Source organism: Desulfovibrio sp. ZJ200, from assembly GCF_011039095.1.
Taxonomy (GTDB): Bacteria; Desulfobacterota; Desulfovibrionia; order Desulfovibrionales; family Desulfovibrionaceae; genus Desulfovibrio.
In genome coordinates this window covers 83,057-100,544 of sequence record NZ_JAAKEH010000001.1, presented here as the reverse complement: position 1 = coordinate 100,544, position 17,488 = coordinate 83,057, and the positions used below count along the sequence as shown (strand labels likewise).

The window sequence follows — 17,488 nt, the reverse complement described above, 5'->3', positions numbered from 1 at the left end:
TGGTCTGCCCATACCATTTTTGAAAGGTAGCTTTCAGTGTATCAAACTTTTTTCAAAAAATTTTATCTTATTATTTAAATGAAATACTATACAAAACGAGCGTCAACTACACACGCGTGGGGGTAAACCGCGACTCTGGCTGACCAGATGCGGGTCGCCAACGGCGTATTCCTTACCTCCGTGGGGGATGAACCGGGCTACGGCGTTATGGGCTCTTCCACCTTGGCGCATGCCCACACTTGGGAGGTTGTGCCGGATAGTTGCGCTTGTTTTTAGCCGCCTTTTTTACTATACTGGCTGGTATCGAAAATCATACTGTGCCTCATGCTTCGTCATGCCCCAGCAGCCAGCGGCAGGATTGGCGGTCAAAGAGCCGGGACGGGCTCGCGCCGCATGCCAACGCTCTTTGCGCGGGCTGACGCGCGGATGGCCGTGCGTCTGTGCGGCCCCTTTCTGCCGCTCGGCACAGCCTGAAATCCGCGCCTGCCTGAGCGCCGGTGCGGCAAATCTTTGCTTGCAGCAGTTTCTAAAAGGCGGCACCGCATGGAAGAACTGCGTTTCTGGGCAAAAACCGCGGCTGACGGGCAGCCGGGCATTTGTGTGGCCGAGCATCTGCGCAATGTGGCCCTGGTGGCGGCGGTGCTGGCCCAACGCTATGCCTGTGTGCTGGCGCGCCTGGGGCTGACGGCGGATCAGGCCGCCTTTCTGGCGGCGTGTCATGATGTGGGCAAGATCAGCCGAGATTTTCAAAGCAAATGCCGTCCCTGGCTGGCGGAGCGGGGTTGGCTGGAACTGGCCGCGGCCGGAGACTGGGCACGCCGTGCCCGCGCGCACGGCGAGCTGACCAACGAGAGTCTGGCGCGCTTCTTGACGGAACGGGCCGTTTGCGGGGATCAGGGCGCGTCTTCCTGGGCCGCGGCCATCGGTTCGCACCACGGAAGAACGGTGCGCCCCACTGAGCCCGGTTTGCCCCCGCCGCCGGAAAAAGCCGATTCCGACACGCAGGTGGATTGGGAAGCCGCCCGCCGCTGTACGCTGGAAGAGGCCTGGCAGGCCTGGCAATGCCCGCGTCTGCCGGATGCCGATCCGGCCTGGCCCGGACTCTGGTTTCTGGCCGGGCTGGTCAGCCTGGCGGACTGGCTGGGCTCGGACGAGCGCTTTTTTCCTCCTGATTGCTCTTTGCCTCGGGCTGAGGCCGCCTGCCGGGCCCGGCAGGCCGTGAGCGGGCTGGGCCTGGGGCCTCTGCCCGTGCGGCGGGGCCTGAGCTTTGAGGATTTATTCGGTTGCCCGCCCTATGCCGTGCAGCGTCTGGCAGGGGAGGTCATTACCGGCCCGGGCGTGTACGTGCTGGAAGCGCCTATGGGGCAGGGCAAGACCGAGGCCGCGCTGTACGCGGCCTACAGGCTGCTGGAGCAGGGCCGTTCCACGGGCATATATTTTGCCCTGCCCACCCAGGCCACCAGCAACCGCATGCATGAACGCCTGGAGCAGTTTTGCCGCCGCGCCTGCCCGCAGGAGGCCACGTTGCGGCACAGCCCGCAGTTGATCCATGCCTCCTCCTGGCTGCGCGAGGACTGCGCCCAACCCACAGGCGGCGAGGTGGATCGGGACGGCGAGCCGGACGCCAACCGGCGCTGGTTCGCCTCTTCCAAGCGCGCCTTGCTGGCCCCGCTGGGCGTAGGCACTGTGGATCAGGCTCTGCTTTCCGTGGTGGCGGCCAGGCATTTTTTCGTGCGGCGTTTCGCCCTGGCCGGAAAGGTGGTGATTCTGGATGAAGTGCATTCCTATGACGTGTACACCGGCACGCTGATCGAAAATTTGTGCCGAGAGCTGATCCCGCTGGGCTGCACGCTGATCATTCTTTCCGCCACGCTTACCCCCCAGGCGCGCGCCCGCCTGCTCGGCATCGCGCCGCCGGACGAGGCGGCCTCCGAGCCCTACCCCCTGCTTACCGCCAGGCCCGAGGGCGCTGCCGCGCCAGACGCGCATCCCGCGCCGCCGCCCAAAGGCAAAACCGTGCGCATAGCCTTTGCGCCGCGCGAAGAACTGCTGCGGCGCGCCCGCGAGGCCGCGGCGCAGGGCGCGGTCGTGCTCTGGGTCTGCGATACGGTGGAGAGCGCCCAGCAAACCCGGCAGGAGCTGGCCGCTGACGCGCCCGCCTTTCCTGTTGGCCTGCTGCATTCCCGCTTTCCGTATTTCAAGCGCCAGGAGCTGGAAAAGCATTGGCTGGATCGCCTGGGCAGGAGCGGCTCCGGGCCTCGCGGCGGCATTCTGGTCTCAACCCAGATTGTGGAGCAGAGCGTGGACATTGACGCGGATCTGCTGATCACCGAGCTCGCGCCCTCGGACATGCTTTTGCAACGCCTGGGCCGTCTGCAGCGGCATGAGCGCGGCCCGCGACGCTGGCCGCCGCGCTGTCTGCTGGTGGAGGAAGCGGCAAGCCTGAATGATCTGCGCGGATTTGATGAACGGAGCATTTTGGCCGCCCTGGGCCCCAAGGCTCATGTCTATGCGCCCTATGCCCTGTTGCGCAGCCTGGAAGTCTGGAACGCGCTTGACGAGCTGAGCCTGCCGTCGGACATCCGGGACATTCTGGCGCAAACCTGGGAGGACAAGGCCTTGCCCCCTGCCTGGGAGCGCCTGCGCGATGAGGCCGACGGCAGGGGCTTTGCCGCAAAACAGATGGCCGCCCTGCGCCACAATATCTGGAATCTCTCGCAGGAGGATCGGGAAGGTCCCCTGACCCGCAACAGCGAGTACGAAACCCGGGTCGTCGCCCTCTGCGCGCGCAGACAAGGCCAAACCTGCACGCTGCTCAACGGCGAAAGCGTGCGCCTGCCGGAGGGCAAAAGCCGGGCGCGCTTTGATCTGCGGGCGGCGCGCGCTCTGGCGCGCAACAGCCTGCGCTTGCCCGCCTATTGCCTGGATCTTGCTTCCGCGCCGTTTCTGCAGTGCAATCATGTGGATGCCCTGGCTCTGCTGGAGGAAAAGGGCGTGTTGTCCCTGCGGGGTTTGAAATCGGAGTATCGTCTGTTGTGGGAGCCTGATCTGGGTGTGCGCCTGTGCAAAAACGCCTGAGAGCGTTTTGCTAATGAAATTAGAGCAATTTCACTTTGAAATTGCTCTGGCGTCCGCTCCCGCGGCCGCCAGAGCGTTTAGCTAATTTTATTAGCAAAACGCTCTAATTGCTGTCTCCATCCGTAGCTTCCTTCGTCGCAACGGCTGAAGCCTGGACGCGAAATGATGGCAGCGAAGTGATTGAAAATGGATATTTTCAATCAAAAAATGCTCTAGAGCATTTTCTCTTTGAAAATGCTCTGCTGACGCGAAAGCGGCAGCCGCCGCAACGCGGCGTACATTCAGGCGAAAACCGCGTTTTTCGCCTGAATGCCACCTTTGACTTTCATAAAAAGTCAAAGGTAATCTGCTCTAGGAGGCCCTGGTGACGGAAAAACGCTTCAATTTGGTTGACGAGGCCTGGATTCCTGTTCTGGACATGGCCGGCAAAGCCAGACTTGTGGGACTGGGAGCGTGTTTTGCCGAAAGTGCGAAAATCCGCGACCTGGCCGTGCGGCCGCACGAGCGGGTGGCCTTGTTGCGCCTTTTGCTCTGCATTGCGCACGCCGCCCTGGACGGCCCAAAAAACGGCGCGGACTGGCGCGTGGCCCCGCAACGTCTGCCGGCGGCCGCACGCGACTATCTGGCTGCGTGGCGCGAGAGCTTCTGGCTGTTCCATCCGCAACAGCCTTTTCTGCAAATCGCGGTTTTGCGCAAAGAGGGCAAAAAAGGCACGGAACCGGAAACGGCCCTGGCCAAACTGGATTTCGCCAGAGCCAGCGGCAATAATCCGCTGCTTTTTGATCATCTGGGGCACGCCGGAGCGCCCGCGCCAGAGCAACTGGCCCTGGATCTGCTCACATTTCAGAATTTTCACACCGGGGGCCTGATTCCCCAGGTTGTCTGGAACGGCCACCAAACCAGCAAAAGCGCGTCCGACGCGCCCTGCGTCTGCGGCTCCATGCTGCATGCCTTTTTGCGCGGCGAAAATCTGCTGCAAACGCTCTGGGCCAATCTGCCCCTGCCCCGCATCCTGGAGCTCCATTACCAGGGGCGTGGCCCGGACTGGCGCGGCAGGCCCATCTGGGAAGCGCCGCCCCAAGGCCCGGCGGATAGCGCCGCCGCCAACGCGACAGGTACCTATCTGGGCAGGCTTGTGCCGCTTTCCCGCGCCGTGCTGCTGCGGGACAGGGGCATGTTCCTGGGCGAGGCCCTGCTCTATCCCAATTGCAATAACGAAAAGAAGCCCTTTGAGGCCGAACCCAGCGCCACGCTGGTTTTGTCCAGGGCGCGCGGCAAGGAGGAACAACCGACTTTGCTGGCCTTTCGGCCGGATCGGGCCGTGTGGCGGGATCTGGCGGCCATCCTGGTCAAGACCGGGGCCGAGGAGCAGAGCCGGGCGCGCGGGCCGCTGGCCTTGGCGGCCCTGCAACAGGGGCATCTGCCAGGCTGCTGGGATCTGGTCATCTGCGGTCTGGCCAGAAATCAGGCCAGCGTGCTGGACGTGCGGGAGTCCGTCTACCATCTGAGCCAGGGCTTCCGGGAGGATCAGGGCCGCAAAAACTATGAGAACGGCGTGCGCGACGCCGAAGACATGTGCCGGAAACTGGAGTGGGCTGTAAGCACGTTCCGGGGCAGCCTGGACGGCGGCTGGAGCGGACGTTTGCGCCATGCCGGGGCCAGGCGCGGCGATCTTCTGGCCCGGCTGCACGGCAAGGCCCTGCTGGCCTACTGGACAGCCGTGGAAAGCGATCTGCGGCTGCTTTTCGATCTGGCGGAAGCCCGGGACGGCGGCCCGGCCGGGATCTGGCGGCGTCGGCTTCTTGCTCACGCGCGCGGCGCCTATGATCTGGTCTGCGGCGAGCTTTCCGATCGCCAGCAAAAAGCCTTTGTGCTGGGGCGGATGCGTCTCTCCCCCTTGCGCCCGACCGGGGAATCGGCCGACAGCGCCCCGGATTCCGAAACTGCGGAGAAGGAGGAAGCATGAGCCCACTTTTGGATTTTTTACGCAGGCATGAGCGCGATCGCGGGCTGATGGCCGCCTTGCGCTGCGGTCTCAAGGAAAGTCAGGAGGCCCGGGCCTGGCCTGTGCTGGCCCGCTTCTGCGATCTGGCCTCGCACGGGGAAAAGGACAGGCATCGCTGCCGGGTGGTCAGAACCGTGGCCGGGCTTTTCGCCACTCACCCCGCAGCAGGCGGCCAAGGCGATATGGGCGCGCTTTGCCTGGCCCTTTGCCGCGAGGACGAGCGGGCAGGCTTGCGCTCCTGGCGTTCGGGCAACGAAGGCGAACGCAACGAGGGCCCCATGGCCGCGCGTCTGCGCTCTCTGCTGGCGGCCGGGCCCGAGGAGATCTGCGCCCGCGTGACGCGCGTGGCCCTGTATGCCAAATCGCGGGATCTGCCGGTGGATTACGCGCAACTGGAAAAGGATCTGCTGGCCTGGCCCCGGTCGCGCCGGGCCTGGGCCCAGCATTTCTGGGGTTCGGCCGGGGCAGGCGCGCCGGACGCTGCAAGCGATCCTGAAGCAGCGGAGGGCGCGTCATGATCTGGCTTGCGCGCGCGGAACCGGATATGGCGCACGCCTTGCGGCACGGCCTGCGCGACGCCTACGACTGGCACAAGGCGGCCTGGCAATGCTTTCCCCATGCGCCCGAGGCCCGGCGTGATTTTCTGACCCGCCTTGATCCGCCGCAGGCCGGGATGCGGCATTGCCGTTTCTGGCTGCTTTCCGGGCGTTGCCCGCAACGCCCGGACTGGTGCCCGCCGGAGAGCTGGGGGATAAAGCGCGTGGCGCCCGGCTTTCTGGGGCATGAGCTCTACCGTTTTGACCTGTTGGCCAACCCCTGCCGCAAGCTCAGGGCTGCGGAGGCGGACGGCAGGCGCGGAAAAAACAGCCGCCGCAAAGCCCTCACGCGCCGGGAAGAACAACTGGACTGGCTGCGGCGCAAAGCCGCGCAACACGGTTTTCAGCTCCTGGAAGAGCAGGAAGGCGCAAACGTCGAGATCTTTCCCGCTGAAAATCATCACTTCAACAAGGCCGGAGAGCACGGGCTGATTGTGGGCGTGCGCTTCAGAGGCTTGTTGCGCGTGGTGGAACAGCAGGCTTTTGCCGAGGCTTTTGCGCGCGGCATCGGCAGCGCCCGCGCCTTCGGCTTCGGCCTGCTGATGCTGGAACCTCTCCGCTAGAGCATTTTGCTTTTGAAATTATTCAATTTCAAAAGCGGCGCTGCCATCATTTCCCCGCAAGCGGGACAAGTCCCCGCAAGCGGGACAAGCGCCTGAAAAGCGTGGTTTTCAGGCTCATTCGGCGCGGGCGTCCGCTCCCGCGGCCGCCAGAGCGGTTGCCGTTTTCAACAGCAAACCGCTCTAATCCCTGTAACCCGAAGAAGGAGATCGTATGCGTCATCTGGAATTGCATATACTTCAATCCGTGCCTGTGGCCTGCCTGAACCGCGACGATCTGGGTTCGCCCAAAACAGCGTTTTTCGGCGGCGCGCAACGTGCCCGCGTTTCCAGCCAGTGCTGGAAGCGGGCCGTGCGCGAATATGCCCGCGAGCTTTGCCCGCAAGGCTTTGCCGGGGAGCGCACCAAATTGGTTGTGGAGCCCCTGCGCCGTGAGTTGCAAGCCCTGGGCCTCAACGCTGACCAAGCCGGGGACGGCGCGAAAGCCCTGGCCGAAGCCCTGGGCAAGTGGGATGCCGATGGGGAAAAAAAGGGCAAATTGCAGATAAAAACCCTGTTTTTCACCTCGCCCAACGAGCTGCAGGCTCTGGCCAGGGCCTATGTGGAGGCCGGGGAGGCCAGGGATGCCGCAAAAAAAGCCCTGAAAAGCCTGAAGCCCGAGGATTTGCGCGACGCGGCGGACATCAGCCTGTTCGGCCGCATGGTGGCCGACGATCATTCCCTGACCCTGGAGGGCGCGGCCATGTTCAGCCATGCGCTCTCCACGCACCGCGTGGATACTGAAATGGATTTTTACAGCGCGGTTGACGACAAGCAGCCTGAGGACGAGTCCGGCGCGGGCATGATGGGCACTTTGGAATTTCAGAGCGCCACATACTACCGCTTTGTGGCCCTGAATCTGGATTTGCTGGCCGATGCGGAGCATCTGGGAAGCCTGAGCGCGCAGCAGCGGCAGGAGGTGGTCCGAGTCTTTGTGGAGGCCTGCCTGAAGGCTCTGCCGAGCGCCCGCCAAAATTCCATGAACGCGGCCACGCTGCCCGGCTATGTGCTGGCCGTGGCGCGGGACAAGGGGCATCCGGTGCAGTTGATCAACGCCTTTGAAGCGCCCGTGGCAAGCCGGAGCGGGCTGCTGGAAGCGTCAATCAAGGCTCTGGACGCGGAGTATGAAACTCTCAAAAAAGTATGGGGTCTGGAAGCCGTGGCGGAATACCGCCTGCCGGAAATGGATTTTCAGGCTCTGCTGACAGGGGTGGCCGGCCATGTGCGCTGAGCAGGCCTGCCTGGCTCTGCGTCTTTTCGGCCCCATGCAGTCCTGGGGCACGGAAAGCCGCTTCAATCGCCGGGATACGGCCCTGCTGCCCTCCAAAAGCGCGCTGGCCGGCTTGATCTGCGCCGCCCTGGGCGCGCGGCGCGGCTCCCCGCAGGAAGCTGCGGCCTTGCGCGCCCTGCAAGCCATGCCCCTGCTGGTCGTGGCCGTGCCGCGTTTCCTGCCCGGGCACGGCGGCGCGCAGGCAAATGCCGCGGGCCGGGGCCGTCCTCTGATCCGGCGGCGTCTGGAGGATTTTCATACCGTGCTGGGCACAAAAACGGCTGAAGGCAAAAAACGCGCGGACGCGGTGCTGACCTTGCGCCAATATTTGCAGGACGCGGCGTTTCTGGCCTTGTTCAGCGGCCCGGCGAGCGAGCTTGGCGGCATGGCCGCGGCTCTGCGCAATCCGGTCTGGGGCTTGTGGCTGGGCCGCAAATCCTGCATCCCTTCCCGCCCTGTGTTCGGCGGCCTGTTTCCCGACGAGGCCACTGCCCTGGCCGAGCTGCTGCCCGTGCCCCTGGCCGGCTGCGTCTATGCGCGCGAAGCCGGGGATTTTGCTCAGGGCACGGATTCCCTGCCGGATCAGCCGCTCTGTTTCGGTATGGGACGGCGCGCTTTTGCCCCGCGCCGGGTGACATTCCACGAACCGGAAAAGGAAGCTGAGGTGGACATGTGGACGGCCCTGGATGGAGAGGAGGCGGAGGATGCGCAGGGGGCAGAGTGGACAGAGAAAACACAATCCCGGCTTGCGCCGGAGGCCTGAATGCGGCTGCCGTCAGATATAATCAGCATCAAGGAGCGCAATTCCATGCTGTTTTTGCGCTGCGGACGGCTGGATGTGGAGGGCGGGGCTCTTGTTTTGGTGGACGAGCAGGGTGTGCGCGTGCAGATACCTGTGGGCGGCGTGGCCTGTCTGCTGCTGGAGCCCGGCGTCACGCTCACGCACGCGGCCGTGGCCCTGGCCGCTGATTGCGGCACGCTGCTCCTCTGGGTGGGGGAGGCCGGGGTGCGCCTGTATTCCGCCGGGCAGCCCGGCGGGGCGCGTTCGGACAAACTGCTGTATCAGGCCCGGCTGGCCTTGGAGGACGGCCCGCGTTTGCAGGTGGTGCGGGCCATGTACCGCTTCCGCTTCGGGGAGGAGCCGCCGGCCCGCCGCAGCGTGGAGCAGCTCCGGGGCATTGAGGGCGCGCGGGTGCGCGCGCTGTATCAGCAATTGGCCAGACGCCACGGCCTTGAGTGGAAGCGGCGCAGTTATGATCCCAAAGACTGGGATGCGGCGGATCCCTTGAATCAGGCCGTCAGCGTGGCAAACCACTGCCTGTACGGCGTGTGCGAAGCTGCGGTGCTTGCCGCGGGCTATGCTCCGGCCATCGGTTTCATCCACACGGGCAAGCCGCTCTCCTTTGTCTATGATATCGCGGACCTTTTCAAGTTCGACACGGTTATTCCCGCGGCTTTTCAGGCCGCGTCCCGCCCGGGCGACAACCTGGCGCGCGACGTGCGCCTGCGTTGCCGGGATATGTTCCGGCAACAGAAATTGCTGACCCGGATTATTCCGGTCATTGAGGACGTGCTTTCGGCCGGGGGCCTCTCCTTGCCCACGGCTCCGCCCGAGGCCGTGCCAGTGGCCATACCTGAAACAAAGGGGCTGGGCGATGCTGGTCATCGTCACTGAGGCTGTGCCCGAGCGCCTGCGCGGCTACCTCTCCCGCTGGCTGCTGGAAGTGCGGGCCGGAGTGTATGCAGGCTCTTACTCAGTGCGGGTGCGCGAGCGCCTCTGGCGCGTGGTGTGCGCGGAATGCGGCCAGGGCAATGCCGTGCTGATCTGGAAGGCGGATCATGAGTCGGGCTTTGCGTTCGTCACTGTGGGCAAAAATGCGCGCAAGCCGGTGGACTGGGACGGCATCCCCCTGGTGGCCTATGATCCGGCCCCGGAGCCCGGCAGTTGCCAAGACGACGGAAAAAATGCGGGAGCGGACGCCCGCGCCGGCGGTAGCCGTTAGCAAGTTTTGCTTGCGCCAGCCGTTGGCGAGTCTGCGAGCCTTACGGATGGCGACAGCGGTTGCGTTGGCTGGCTGTCGCAGTAACCAGTTGCTGTCTTCATCCGTAGCTTCCTTCGTCGCAACGGCTGAAGCAATGAGCCTGAAAACCACGCTTTTCAGGCGCTTGTCCCGCTTGCGGGGACTTGTCCCGCTTGCGGGGAAATGAAGGCAGCGCCGCTTTTGAAATTGAATAATTTCAAAAGCAAAATGCTCTGGCTGTCACACTGGCAGCTCATTCAAATCCGCCCTGGCTTCCTTCCAGTGCGAATAATAACGCTCCAGAAGTTCATAAAAGCGTTTGCTGTGTCTGGGTTCCAGCAGGTGGCACAGCTCATGCACGACCACATATTCCAGTAAATCTTTCGGCTTTTTCACCAGCTCCAGATTGAAGCGCACATAGCCCTTGTGCGGGGTGCAGCTTCCCCATTTGGTTTTGAGCCTTTGCACGAAAAACGCCTTCACCGTGACCCCAAGTTCCGCCTCCCATTTTCGGATGAGCGGCCCCAGTTCCGCGCGGAGCAGGCTCCTGTGCCATGCGCAGATAGCGCGCTCTCTCTCCTTTTTTGTGGCCCTTGGGCGCACCGTCAGCACAAGCTCTCTGGGTAAGATTTCGATGCCGGGCCGCGCGCCCTCCCTGACCACGAGCAGATAGCGGCGTCCCCACAGGTAATGGCTTTCGCGGGTGATGAAGTCGAGTTCCGGCGCCCTGAGCTGGGCGGAAAATTCCGCCTGCCGGGCCTTGATCCACGCAAGCCGGGTGAGCACAAAGGCCCGGATGATTTCGGTTCGCCGCCCCACTGGCGCGGAAATGGTCACGGCCCCGTCAGGGGGATAGACGGCGATGTGGACGTGCTTGATGTTCTTGCGGCTCACGGGAATGCGCAAACCGCCGACCTCAAGGATCTCCTGCGGCTCACACATAGAAGGGCCCGGCCTTGATGATTTCAAAAAGCGCCCGCGTGGCCTTTTCATCCTTATGCAGGAGCGGGTAAAGCTCGCCGAGGATAATATTTTCCCGGCTGGCCACGCCGCGCCATTTGTCCGGGGCCTTTTTGTCCATGACTTCCGTGATTTGCAACGCCAGTGCCGCCTTTTCTTCCGGGTCAACAGGGCAGATGAAGCTCTCAGCCGGCAAGGAAGCCAGATTGTTGAACACGGTAACGGTAAAGGGCGATTTTTTCACCGCTTCGGGCGTATCCCCCTCGCTGGTATCCCCGCTTGCCACCCTGGCGGCCAGTTCCTCCATCTTTTTCAGGAACGCCTCATAGGCCAGCGCCCCGCGCTTCCGCGCCGCCAGAAGGTCGGTCAGCAGTTTTGAGATCTTCTCGTAAAATTTGGGGTCCGTCTCCTTTTTGTCGTTCACGGCCTTGCGGATATTGTTGACAATGCCCTCGGCCACGGACGCGCGCGAGGTCTTTTCGTTCCACTTGCGGGCGATGGCGTCGTGGATGCCCGTCTTGACGATAAGCTCAAGGAGCGAATACTCCTCCAGCGAACCCTGGGGCCGTGGCTCATCGGCGCGGATATACATGTCGATGAGGTGCCGCATGTCCCGCTCATAGGGCTTGAGGTCAAGCTCCTCGCCCGCATATTTTTTGACGGCATCCCGCAGCTCAGTGAAATAGCGGAGCTCGCCCTCGATGGCCCGCACGTCCTCCGGCGAATAGCCGGCGGGAAGCAGTTGCTGCGCTATATCCGAATACGCCCGCAAGAGCCGGGCCGTGAGCTTGTAGAGCGCATCGCGCGAGGAGGCCTTTGCTTCCAGGTCTTCCGGCTGCGAAGCATCGCCGCAGAAGAAGGCATAGAAATTTTCCATCTCGCGCGGCGGGGGCACAGGATCGCAAAGCTGCTTCAAGGCCTCGCGGGCCTCATCCAGCTTTTCGCGGCCGGCCTTCAGAAGATCCTGCAGAAAGACATTATCCTCCGCGGCGTCCCCGCCGGACGGCTCCAGTTCGTCCGAGCTGTACACGGCGATGGAATCCTGCACTGATTTGAATTGCTCCTTGTAATCCACCACATGCCCGTAATCCTTGTCTTCTCCGTTCAGGCGGTTGGTGCGGCAAATGGCCTGAAACAGGCTGTGATCCCGCAATTTTTTGTCCAGATAGATATAGCTGCATGTCGGCGCATCAAAACCCACCAGCAGCTTGCCCACCACGATGAGCAGCCTGCAATTGGCGGGCTCCTCCCTGAAGCGCCGCTTCATCTCTTCTTCATATCTCGCGGTGGTGGGCAGGGCCGGGCTCAGCACATGCTGCCTGTAGGTTGTGAATTTGTAATGCTCCTCGCCGTGTTCCGGCTCGCGGGAGATGTCCGCCGCAGCAGGCTCGTAGGAGGTGATGATGCCGCATTTGCCGCTGAGGGGCGTCCCGTTCTGGAACTCGCGGAAATACTGGCAGGCGTCATAGATGCTGTCGGCCACCAGCATGGCCGTGCCCCGCTCGCTGGCGAGGCGCGGCTTGAGGTCAAAATCCATGCAGATGTCCCTGACGATCCGGCCCTTGCGCTCGCGGGAGCTCAATATGCGCTCCATCGTGCCCCAGCGCCGGCGCAGGAGCGCCTTCTGGTAGTCCGACAGGCCCGTGGTCTTGCGGGTGAACCATGCATCCACCTTTTCCGGCGAGGCCAGCTCCTGCGGCACGGTGCGGGCCTCGTATTTCAGGTCCAGCACCACGCGGTCGGCAACGGCTTCGGGAAATTTGTAGGTGTGGATATTTGTACCGAACACCGCACGGGTGGACCTGGCATCGGCCCGCAGCAGGGGCGTGCCCGTAAAGCCGATGAAGATGGCGTTGGGCAGCCACTCCTTCATTTGCTTGTGCAGGTCGCCGCTCTGCGTGCGGTGACATTCGTCCACCAGAACGTAAAAATCGCCATGCGCGTCCGGCGGGGCTTCGCGCCCCAGGTCGAACTTGTGGATAAGCGCGCAGAGCAGGCGCGGGCCCGGCGCCTCAAGTTTGGCCCTGAAATCCTGCCGCGAGATCACGGTGGACTGATTTTTCACATAGCCTGAGACGCGGGCGCTCTGCATGACGCCCGCGATCTGCGCATCCAGCTCGGTGCGGTCCGTCACGATAAGAACACGGGCGTCGGGCTTGTGCTCAAGCAGCCACCGGGCCAGCATGACCATGAGGATGCTCTTGCCCGAGCCCTGGGTGTGCCAGATGACGCCGCCCTCGCGTCTGGCGATGCGTTCCTGCGCGGCTTTCAGGCCAAAATACTGATGCGGGCGGGGCACCTTCTTGATGCCGTTGTCGAAGATGACGCAATCATGAATCCAGTCGAGCAGGCGCTCTTTTCCGCACATCCGGGCCAGCGGCCCATCCAGATGACAGCCCGGCTCAATGGCCGTCCGCTCCGTTTTTTCCTTCCACTTCAGATAAAACTGTTCTTCGGCGCCCGTTGTGCCGTAGTGGAGGCCCTCGGTGTCGCTCCCCGCAAAGAGGAGTTGCGAGGCCACGAAAAAGTCGGGATTGCTCCGCTGGTTGCTGATGAGCTGCCGGATGCCGTCGCCCACCGTGACCGAGGCGCGCTTCAGCTCAATGATGCCCACGGCGAAGCCGTTGAGGTACAGCACCAGATCGGGGCGGCGCACATCGGCGCCGCCCGTGAGGGTCACTTCTTCGGCAAGGGCGAAATCGTTGTTTTCCGGATGATCCCAATCGATCAGATGCACTGTTTCGTGCGGCTGGCCGGGCCCGGTCAGCACCTGCACACCGTAGCGGAGCAGGCCATAGACATTGCGGTTGGCCTCGTAGAGCGTATGCCCCACAACGGCCACGGCCTGCGAAATTTTCAGCCACGCGGCATCGATCTGCTGCGGGGAAACGCCCTGACGCAGGAGGAAGGCCTGCAACAGATCGTACTCAACGGCCCGGTTTTTCTCCCGCGTTTTCCAGTTGCCGAGGCAGGCGTAGCCGAGCCTTTGGAACAGATCAATGACGCGGTTCTGGGTCACACGCTCGGGGCGGAGTTTTTCAGCCATGCTGGTCTCCTGTGGGTGCGAGTCTGGTCTTGCCGGTAAGGAGTTCCTGCATCATGCCCTGCTTGAGGGCCTGCACCTTGGCGCGGCGCGCCTCCAGGGCCGTGATTTCCGCGTCCATGTCGGAGAGGACGGCGGCGATGGCGGCTTGTTCGGTGGATGAGCTGGGAAGGCGCAGAGGAATTTCTCCCAGTTTTCGGGGGCTAATTTCCAAAAATGTCGAACCAGAGGCCTGTTTTACAAGCTCTTGTTGAATATTTTCCAATAGATAGTAGATAAACTCGCTATCAGTATCACTATTGACAATCAGGGATTGAAAACCCTGATTGGTTGTGGCAGGAACCGTCAAAATTGCCCGAAGCCCTATTGATGCCCTTGTTGTCAGCAAAATCGTCCCAACAGGCAGGAGCTTGGCCGAACTTTTTTTCAGGCCCTCTTCCGATATATTTCTTTCACTATGGGAAATATATTTACCGGCAGTGCTGATTTCGGCAGGCGTAAACCAAGGTATTGATCCATTCCAATAGGAAGATTCTGCCGTTGATGGAGTCCCTCCACCTACAATCATTGCGACTGTGGAAAGAGTTTTCTCTACCCACTCCCCACTGAAGCCCGGCAGCCTTCTCCGCCCTGTCAACAATTCCTGCATGGCGGCCGTTTTTATATCGCGCTTCTTGGCAATGAGCGCATCAAGGCTGGAAAGCAGAGCGTCAACGTCGGAGAGAGCGGAAGAAATGGCTTTTTGTTCGGCTATATGCGGACAAGGGAGGAGAAGCCCTCCATATTCCGCTCCGTTAATACCCGGTTGACCGCTACGCATGGACGTTTTTGCTACCCAATTCCAATATTGTGCAGTGTGCACAAAATAAAAAACATATGGAGGATAAAAAGTTATGGAATCAGGATGTACTTTAATAAGAAATCCTGCATATACCAATTCACCATCGCATTGGCAATATAAATAGGATTTCCCAACACTCGCCCCAGTCCTGGCAAAAACAATATCTCCTTGTTTTAGAAAATATTTTTCACTATCAGCAACATCGACATACATTTGTTTTGGTGGATTGTATACTCCTTCATCTGTAATATCAGTAATACGGATATAGGCAGGCAATCCCTTTGCATAAGTACACGCAGGGGCATTGATGCCATATGCTGGGGCCTCACTTAAGCCATCTCGCAATGGTTTGACTTCCCAATCCTCGGGAATCACCCCCACGTCCGTCAGCTTGTAGCCCGCCTTCAGTTCCACGCCAGCCCCATCCTCTTGAGATGCCCGGCAACCCTGGCGGAAAGCTCCTCCACCTCATGCGATAATTCCGCCAGCGGCGTGGCATAGCGGTCAGCCAGCACAAGCAGGCGATCTTCCATGCCGTTGATGGCCCGGCTCAGCTCCCCGGCAAGCCCGGCCCGCAGCGCGGGAAGCCATTTGTCATTGATGAGGATGTCCTTCACTTCCTCCTCGGACAGTGCGGCATATTGGGCTATGGCCCTGGCGTCCAATCCGGTCTCGGCGTTCTTGAGCTGCTTCTTCAGCTTGCCGGCGCGATCCTCAAGCGTGAGCCATTGCTTCAGAACAGCGGCATCGTCAGCCCGTTCTTTCTCCCCCTTGATTTCCTTGAGCAGTGCTTTCACGGGAGCTTTTTTCACGGCTTCCAGTTCATTGAAAATACCGTCTTCCCCGCTGTTTTCTTCAAGCAGGCTGTCCATTTCCTGTTGCGCGGCAGTGCACTTTTCATCCAGAGCGCGTATTTCCGCCTCTTCCCGGGAAAAATAGCGCGCCATGATCAACTGTTTTGGCAGGAGGTCGCAGTCCCAGACCTTCTTTTTATTTTTCTTTCCCCGCTCTTTCCACACAAGCTCAGCTTTCCAGCCGTCGGCGGCGATCTGGTAAAAATCATCCTGCATGGTGTCCGCCCAGAAGTTCATCAGGTTCTGATAGACCGCATAGGCATCCACCAGCGCGACATTCTGAAAAGCCGCAAGCATGGATTCGGAGAGGGCAACAATGAGCGCCCTGGGGCGGCCTTCCCGCGCGAAGCCGCGCAGCAGGGGGACATTCGTTTTCTGCCACTCCCGCATTGCATCATCCGCCGCACTGACCAGGCGCTTGTATTCCGCATCCTCCTGAATGGCGTCTTTCAGCTCGTCCCTGCCCACGGCAAGGCGCGACCTGTCCGTATGGGGGAGGGGCGTAAAGAGCCTGGCGCGCAGACTGGGCAGAGCGTTCCAGACTTCTCCCAGAGCATCAAGATCCCGGTTGGGAATACCGCCGTTGAGGTGCGCGTCAAGGCTGTGGATGTCTTCGGATTCGGCGCTGGCGATATAGCGCGGCAGGTTCAGGTTGCAGCTGTTCTTTGGGGAGGCGATCTCTTCCAGGGGAACCATGCGGGCATAGCCCGGCACGTCCCGCATGGCGGAAAAGACCGAGACGATCCTGTGGATGTCACGCTCGCGCAGGCGGTTCTTGTTGCCGTCCTTCATAAAATCGCGGGAGGCGTCCAGCATGAAGACGCCCCTGCGCGCGGCGGCGTTCTCCTTGTCCAGCACAAGGATGCAGGCCGGGATGCCCGTGCCGTAGAACAGATTGGGCGGCAGCCCGATGATGCCTTTCAGATAGCCGGATCGCACCAGCTGCTCGCGTATGACGGCTTCGGCATTGCCCCGGAACAGAACGCCGTGCGGCAGGATGCACGCGCCCTTGCCCGTGCTCTTCAGCGAGCGGATGATGTGAAGCAGGTAGGCATAATCACCCTGCTTGTTGGGCGGCGCGCCCCAGGTGAAACGGTGGTACGGGTCTGTCAGCACGCTCACGCCAAGAGTCCATTTTTTATCGGAAAATGGCGGATTGGCCACCACGAAGTCATAGGTGCGGAGGCGCCCGTTATCAATAAATTTGGGTTGGGAGAGCGTGTTGCCCGTTGCGATGACAGCATCGGAAACGCCATGCAGGAGCATGTTCATGCGGGCAAGGCCCGCCGTCATCACGTCCTTTTCCTGGCCTTCCAGCGTGATGGCCTGCCCGGCTTCCGCGGCCACCTTGAGCAGCAGGGAGCCTGAGCCGCAAGTGGGGTCATAGGCCGAGGTCGACTTGGTCACTTTGGCGGGGTCAATGCCAATGACCCTGGCAATGACCCGGCTCACCTCGGCGGGGGTGTAGAACTGCCCCTTGCTCTTGCCGCTCTCCGTGGCAAAGTGCCGCATGAGAAATTCATAGGCATCGCCGAGAAGGTCATCATTGTCGGCCCGGTTGCGGGAAAAATCGAGGTCCTTGTTTTCAAAAATCGTGATGAGGTCGGTGATCCTGTCCACCATTTCCTTGCCGGCGCCAAGCCTGGTGGCGTCGTTGAAATCCGGAAAGTCGGTTCGCGCCAGCGTGCCGCTGTTGGCGTCCACCAGGGGCTGGATGATCGTCTTGTTGATCCGGTCGCCAATGTCAGATTTGCCCTTGAGCCGGCGCATGTCGTCGAAGCCGGAACCCGCCGGCACCTTGAAGACCGAGAACGGCCCGGCATTGGCGAACTTGTCGGAAACGTACCTGATGAACAGCATGAACAGGACATAATCCTTGTACAGGCTGGCATCCATGCCGCCGCGCAGGTTGTTGCAGCTTTCCCAGATTGCCGAATATATTTCAGATTTTTTGACGGCCATGACAAGAACCCGGCAGGCTTAACATGAATGAGACTGCGGCAGCATAGGGGGATTAGCAAAAAAAGTCGATAGAAGCCGGGCAAGGGGAAGCGCCCTTGCGGCATGCGTTCGCTTTTTGCTTTGCTTTTTGGGGTGAAAAGAGTAAATATCCGCCTTGGCGGCGTTATGCTGTCGCCTTTTTGCAATGGTATGCAGACCTGACCGGCAGCGCCCGTTTGTGACGGCTGCAACGCGTTCCGCGGTGTCTTCCGGCAGGCCT

General features: G+C 61.5%; 13 protein-coding genes. 9 read left to right on the top strand and 4 right to left on the bottom strand.

Going from position 1 to position 17,488, the window contains the following annotated elements:
• The first annotated feature begins 543 nt into the window (after positions 1 to 543).
• The 9 genes from cas3 (at position 544) to cas2e (ending at position 9,551) form a co-directional block, all read left to right on the top strand.
• On the top strand, positions 544 to 3,078 hold the full coding sequence (gene cas3 / locus G7Y52_RS00380; RefSeq protein ID WP_165064380.1) for a CRISPR-associated helicase Cas3': 2,535 nt from the start codon (positions 544 to 546) through the stop codon (positions 3,076 to 3,078).
• 107 nt (positions 3,079 to 3,185) lie between these two features.
• Positions 3,186 to 3,446, top strand: coding sequence for a hypothetical protein (locus G7Y52_RS00375; RefSeq protein WP_206215146.1), 261 nt, complete (start codon positions 3,186 to 3,188; stop codon positions 3,444 to 3,446).
• Positions 3,443 to 5,044 carry a type I-E CRISPR-associated protein Cse1/CasA gene (gene casA, locus G7Y52_RS00370; protein ID WP_165064374.1) on the top strand — a complete coding sequence of 534 codons (1,602 nt, stop codon included), beginning with the start codon at positions 3,443 to 3,445 and terminating at the stop codon, positions 5,042 to 5,044. Before G7Y52_RS00375 ends, casA begins: the two co-directional genes overlap by 4 nt.
• Complete coding sequence (gene casB, locus G7Y52_RS00365; RefSeq protein WP_165064371.1) at positions 5,041 to 5,601, top strand: type I-E CRISPR-associated protein Cse2/CasB; 561 nt, start codon at positions 5,041 to 5,043, stop codon at positions 5,599 to 5,601. Before casA ends, casB begins: the two co-directional genes overlap by 4 nt.
• Positions 5,598 to 6,242: a type I-E CRISPR-associated protein Cas6/Cse3/CasE gene (gene cas6e, locus G7Y52_RS00360; RefSeq protein ID WP_165064368.1), complete on the top strand. Its 645-nt coding sequence runs from the start codon at positions 5,598 to 5,600 to the stop codon at positions 6,240 to 6,242. The genes casB and cas6e overlap by 4 nt, the downstream gene beginning before the upstream one ends.
• A gap of 211 nt (positions 6,243 to 6,453) precedes the next feature.
• Entirely contained in the window at positions 6,454 to 7,509 is a 1,056-nt protein-coding gene (cas7e, locus tag G7Y52_RS00355; protein WP_165064366.1) for a type I-E CRISPR-associated protein Cas7/Cse4/CasC, read from the top strand.
• The gene (gene cas5e / locus G7Y52_RS00350; RefSeq protein ID WP_165064363.1) at positions 7,499 to 8,311 is read left to right on the top strand and encodes a type I-E CRISPR-associated protein Cas5/CasD; all 813 of its coding nucleotides are present in this window, start codon (positions 7,499 to 7,501) and stop codon (positions 8,309 to 8,311) included. Before cas7e ends, cas5e begins: the two co-directional genes overlap by 11 nt.
• Positions 8,312 to 9,223 (top strand): type I-E CRISPR-associated endonuclease Cas1e, encoded by a 912-nt coding sequence (cas1e, locus tag G7Y52_RS00345; RefSeq protein ID WP_165064360.1) that lies wholly within the window; start codon positions 8,312 to 8,314, stop codon positions 9,221 to 9,223.
• Entirely contained in the window at positions 9,204 to 9,551 is a 348-nt protein-coding gene (gene cas2e, locus G7Y52_RS00340) for a type I-E CRISPR-associated endoribonuclease Cas2e (protein WP_165064357.1), read from the top strand. The genes cas1e and cas2e overlap by 20 nt, the downstream gene beginning before the upstream one ends.
• Before the next feature lie 258 nt (positions 9,552 to 9,809).
• Here the strand turns inward: cas2e and G7Y52_RS00335 are convergent, their stop codons facing one another.
• The 4 genes from G7Y52_RS00335 to G7Y52_RS00320 are packed head-to-tail and all read right to left on the bottom strand — an operon-like array spanning position 9,810 to position 17,229.
• Positions 9,810 to 10,511, bottom strand: coding sequence for a SprT family zinc-dependent metalloprotease (locus G7Y52_RS00335; RefSeq protein WP_165064354.1), 702 nt, complete (start codon positions 10,509 to 10,511; stop codon positions 9,810 to 9,812).
• Positions 10,504 to 13,575, bottom strand: a complete 3,072-nt coding sequence (locus G7Y52_RS00330) for a type I restriction endonuclease subunit R (protein ID WP_165064351.1) — start codon at positions 13,573 to 13,575, stop codon at positions 10,504 to 10,506. The genes G7Y52_RS00335 and G7Y52_RS00330 overlap by 8 nt, the downstream gene beginning before the upstream one ends.
• On the bottom strand, positions 13,568 to 14,827 hold the full coding sequence (locus G7Y52_RS00325; protein WP_165064348.1) for a restriction endonuclease subunit S: 1,260 nt from the start codon (positions 14,825 to 14,827) through the stop codon (positions 13,568 to 13,570). The genes G7Y52_RS00330 and G7Y52_RS00325 overlap by 8 nt, the downstream gene beginning before the upstream one ends.
• On the bottom strand, positions 14,818 to 17,229 hold the full coding sequence (locus tag G7Y52_RS00320) for a class I SAM-dependent DNA methyltransferase (RefSeq protein WP_165064345.1): 2,412 nt from the start codon (positions 17,227 to 17,229) through the stop codon (positions 14,818 to 14,820). Before G7Y52_RS00320 ends, G7Y52_RS00325 begins: the two co-directional genes overlap by 10 nt.
• Between the last annotated feature and the right edge of the window lie 259 nt (positions 17,230 to 17,488).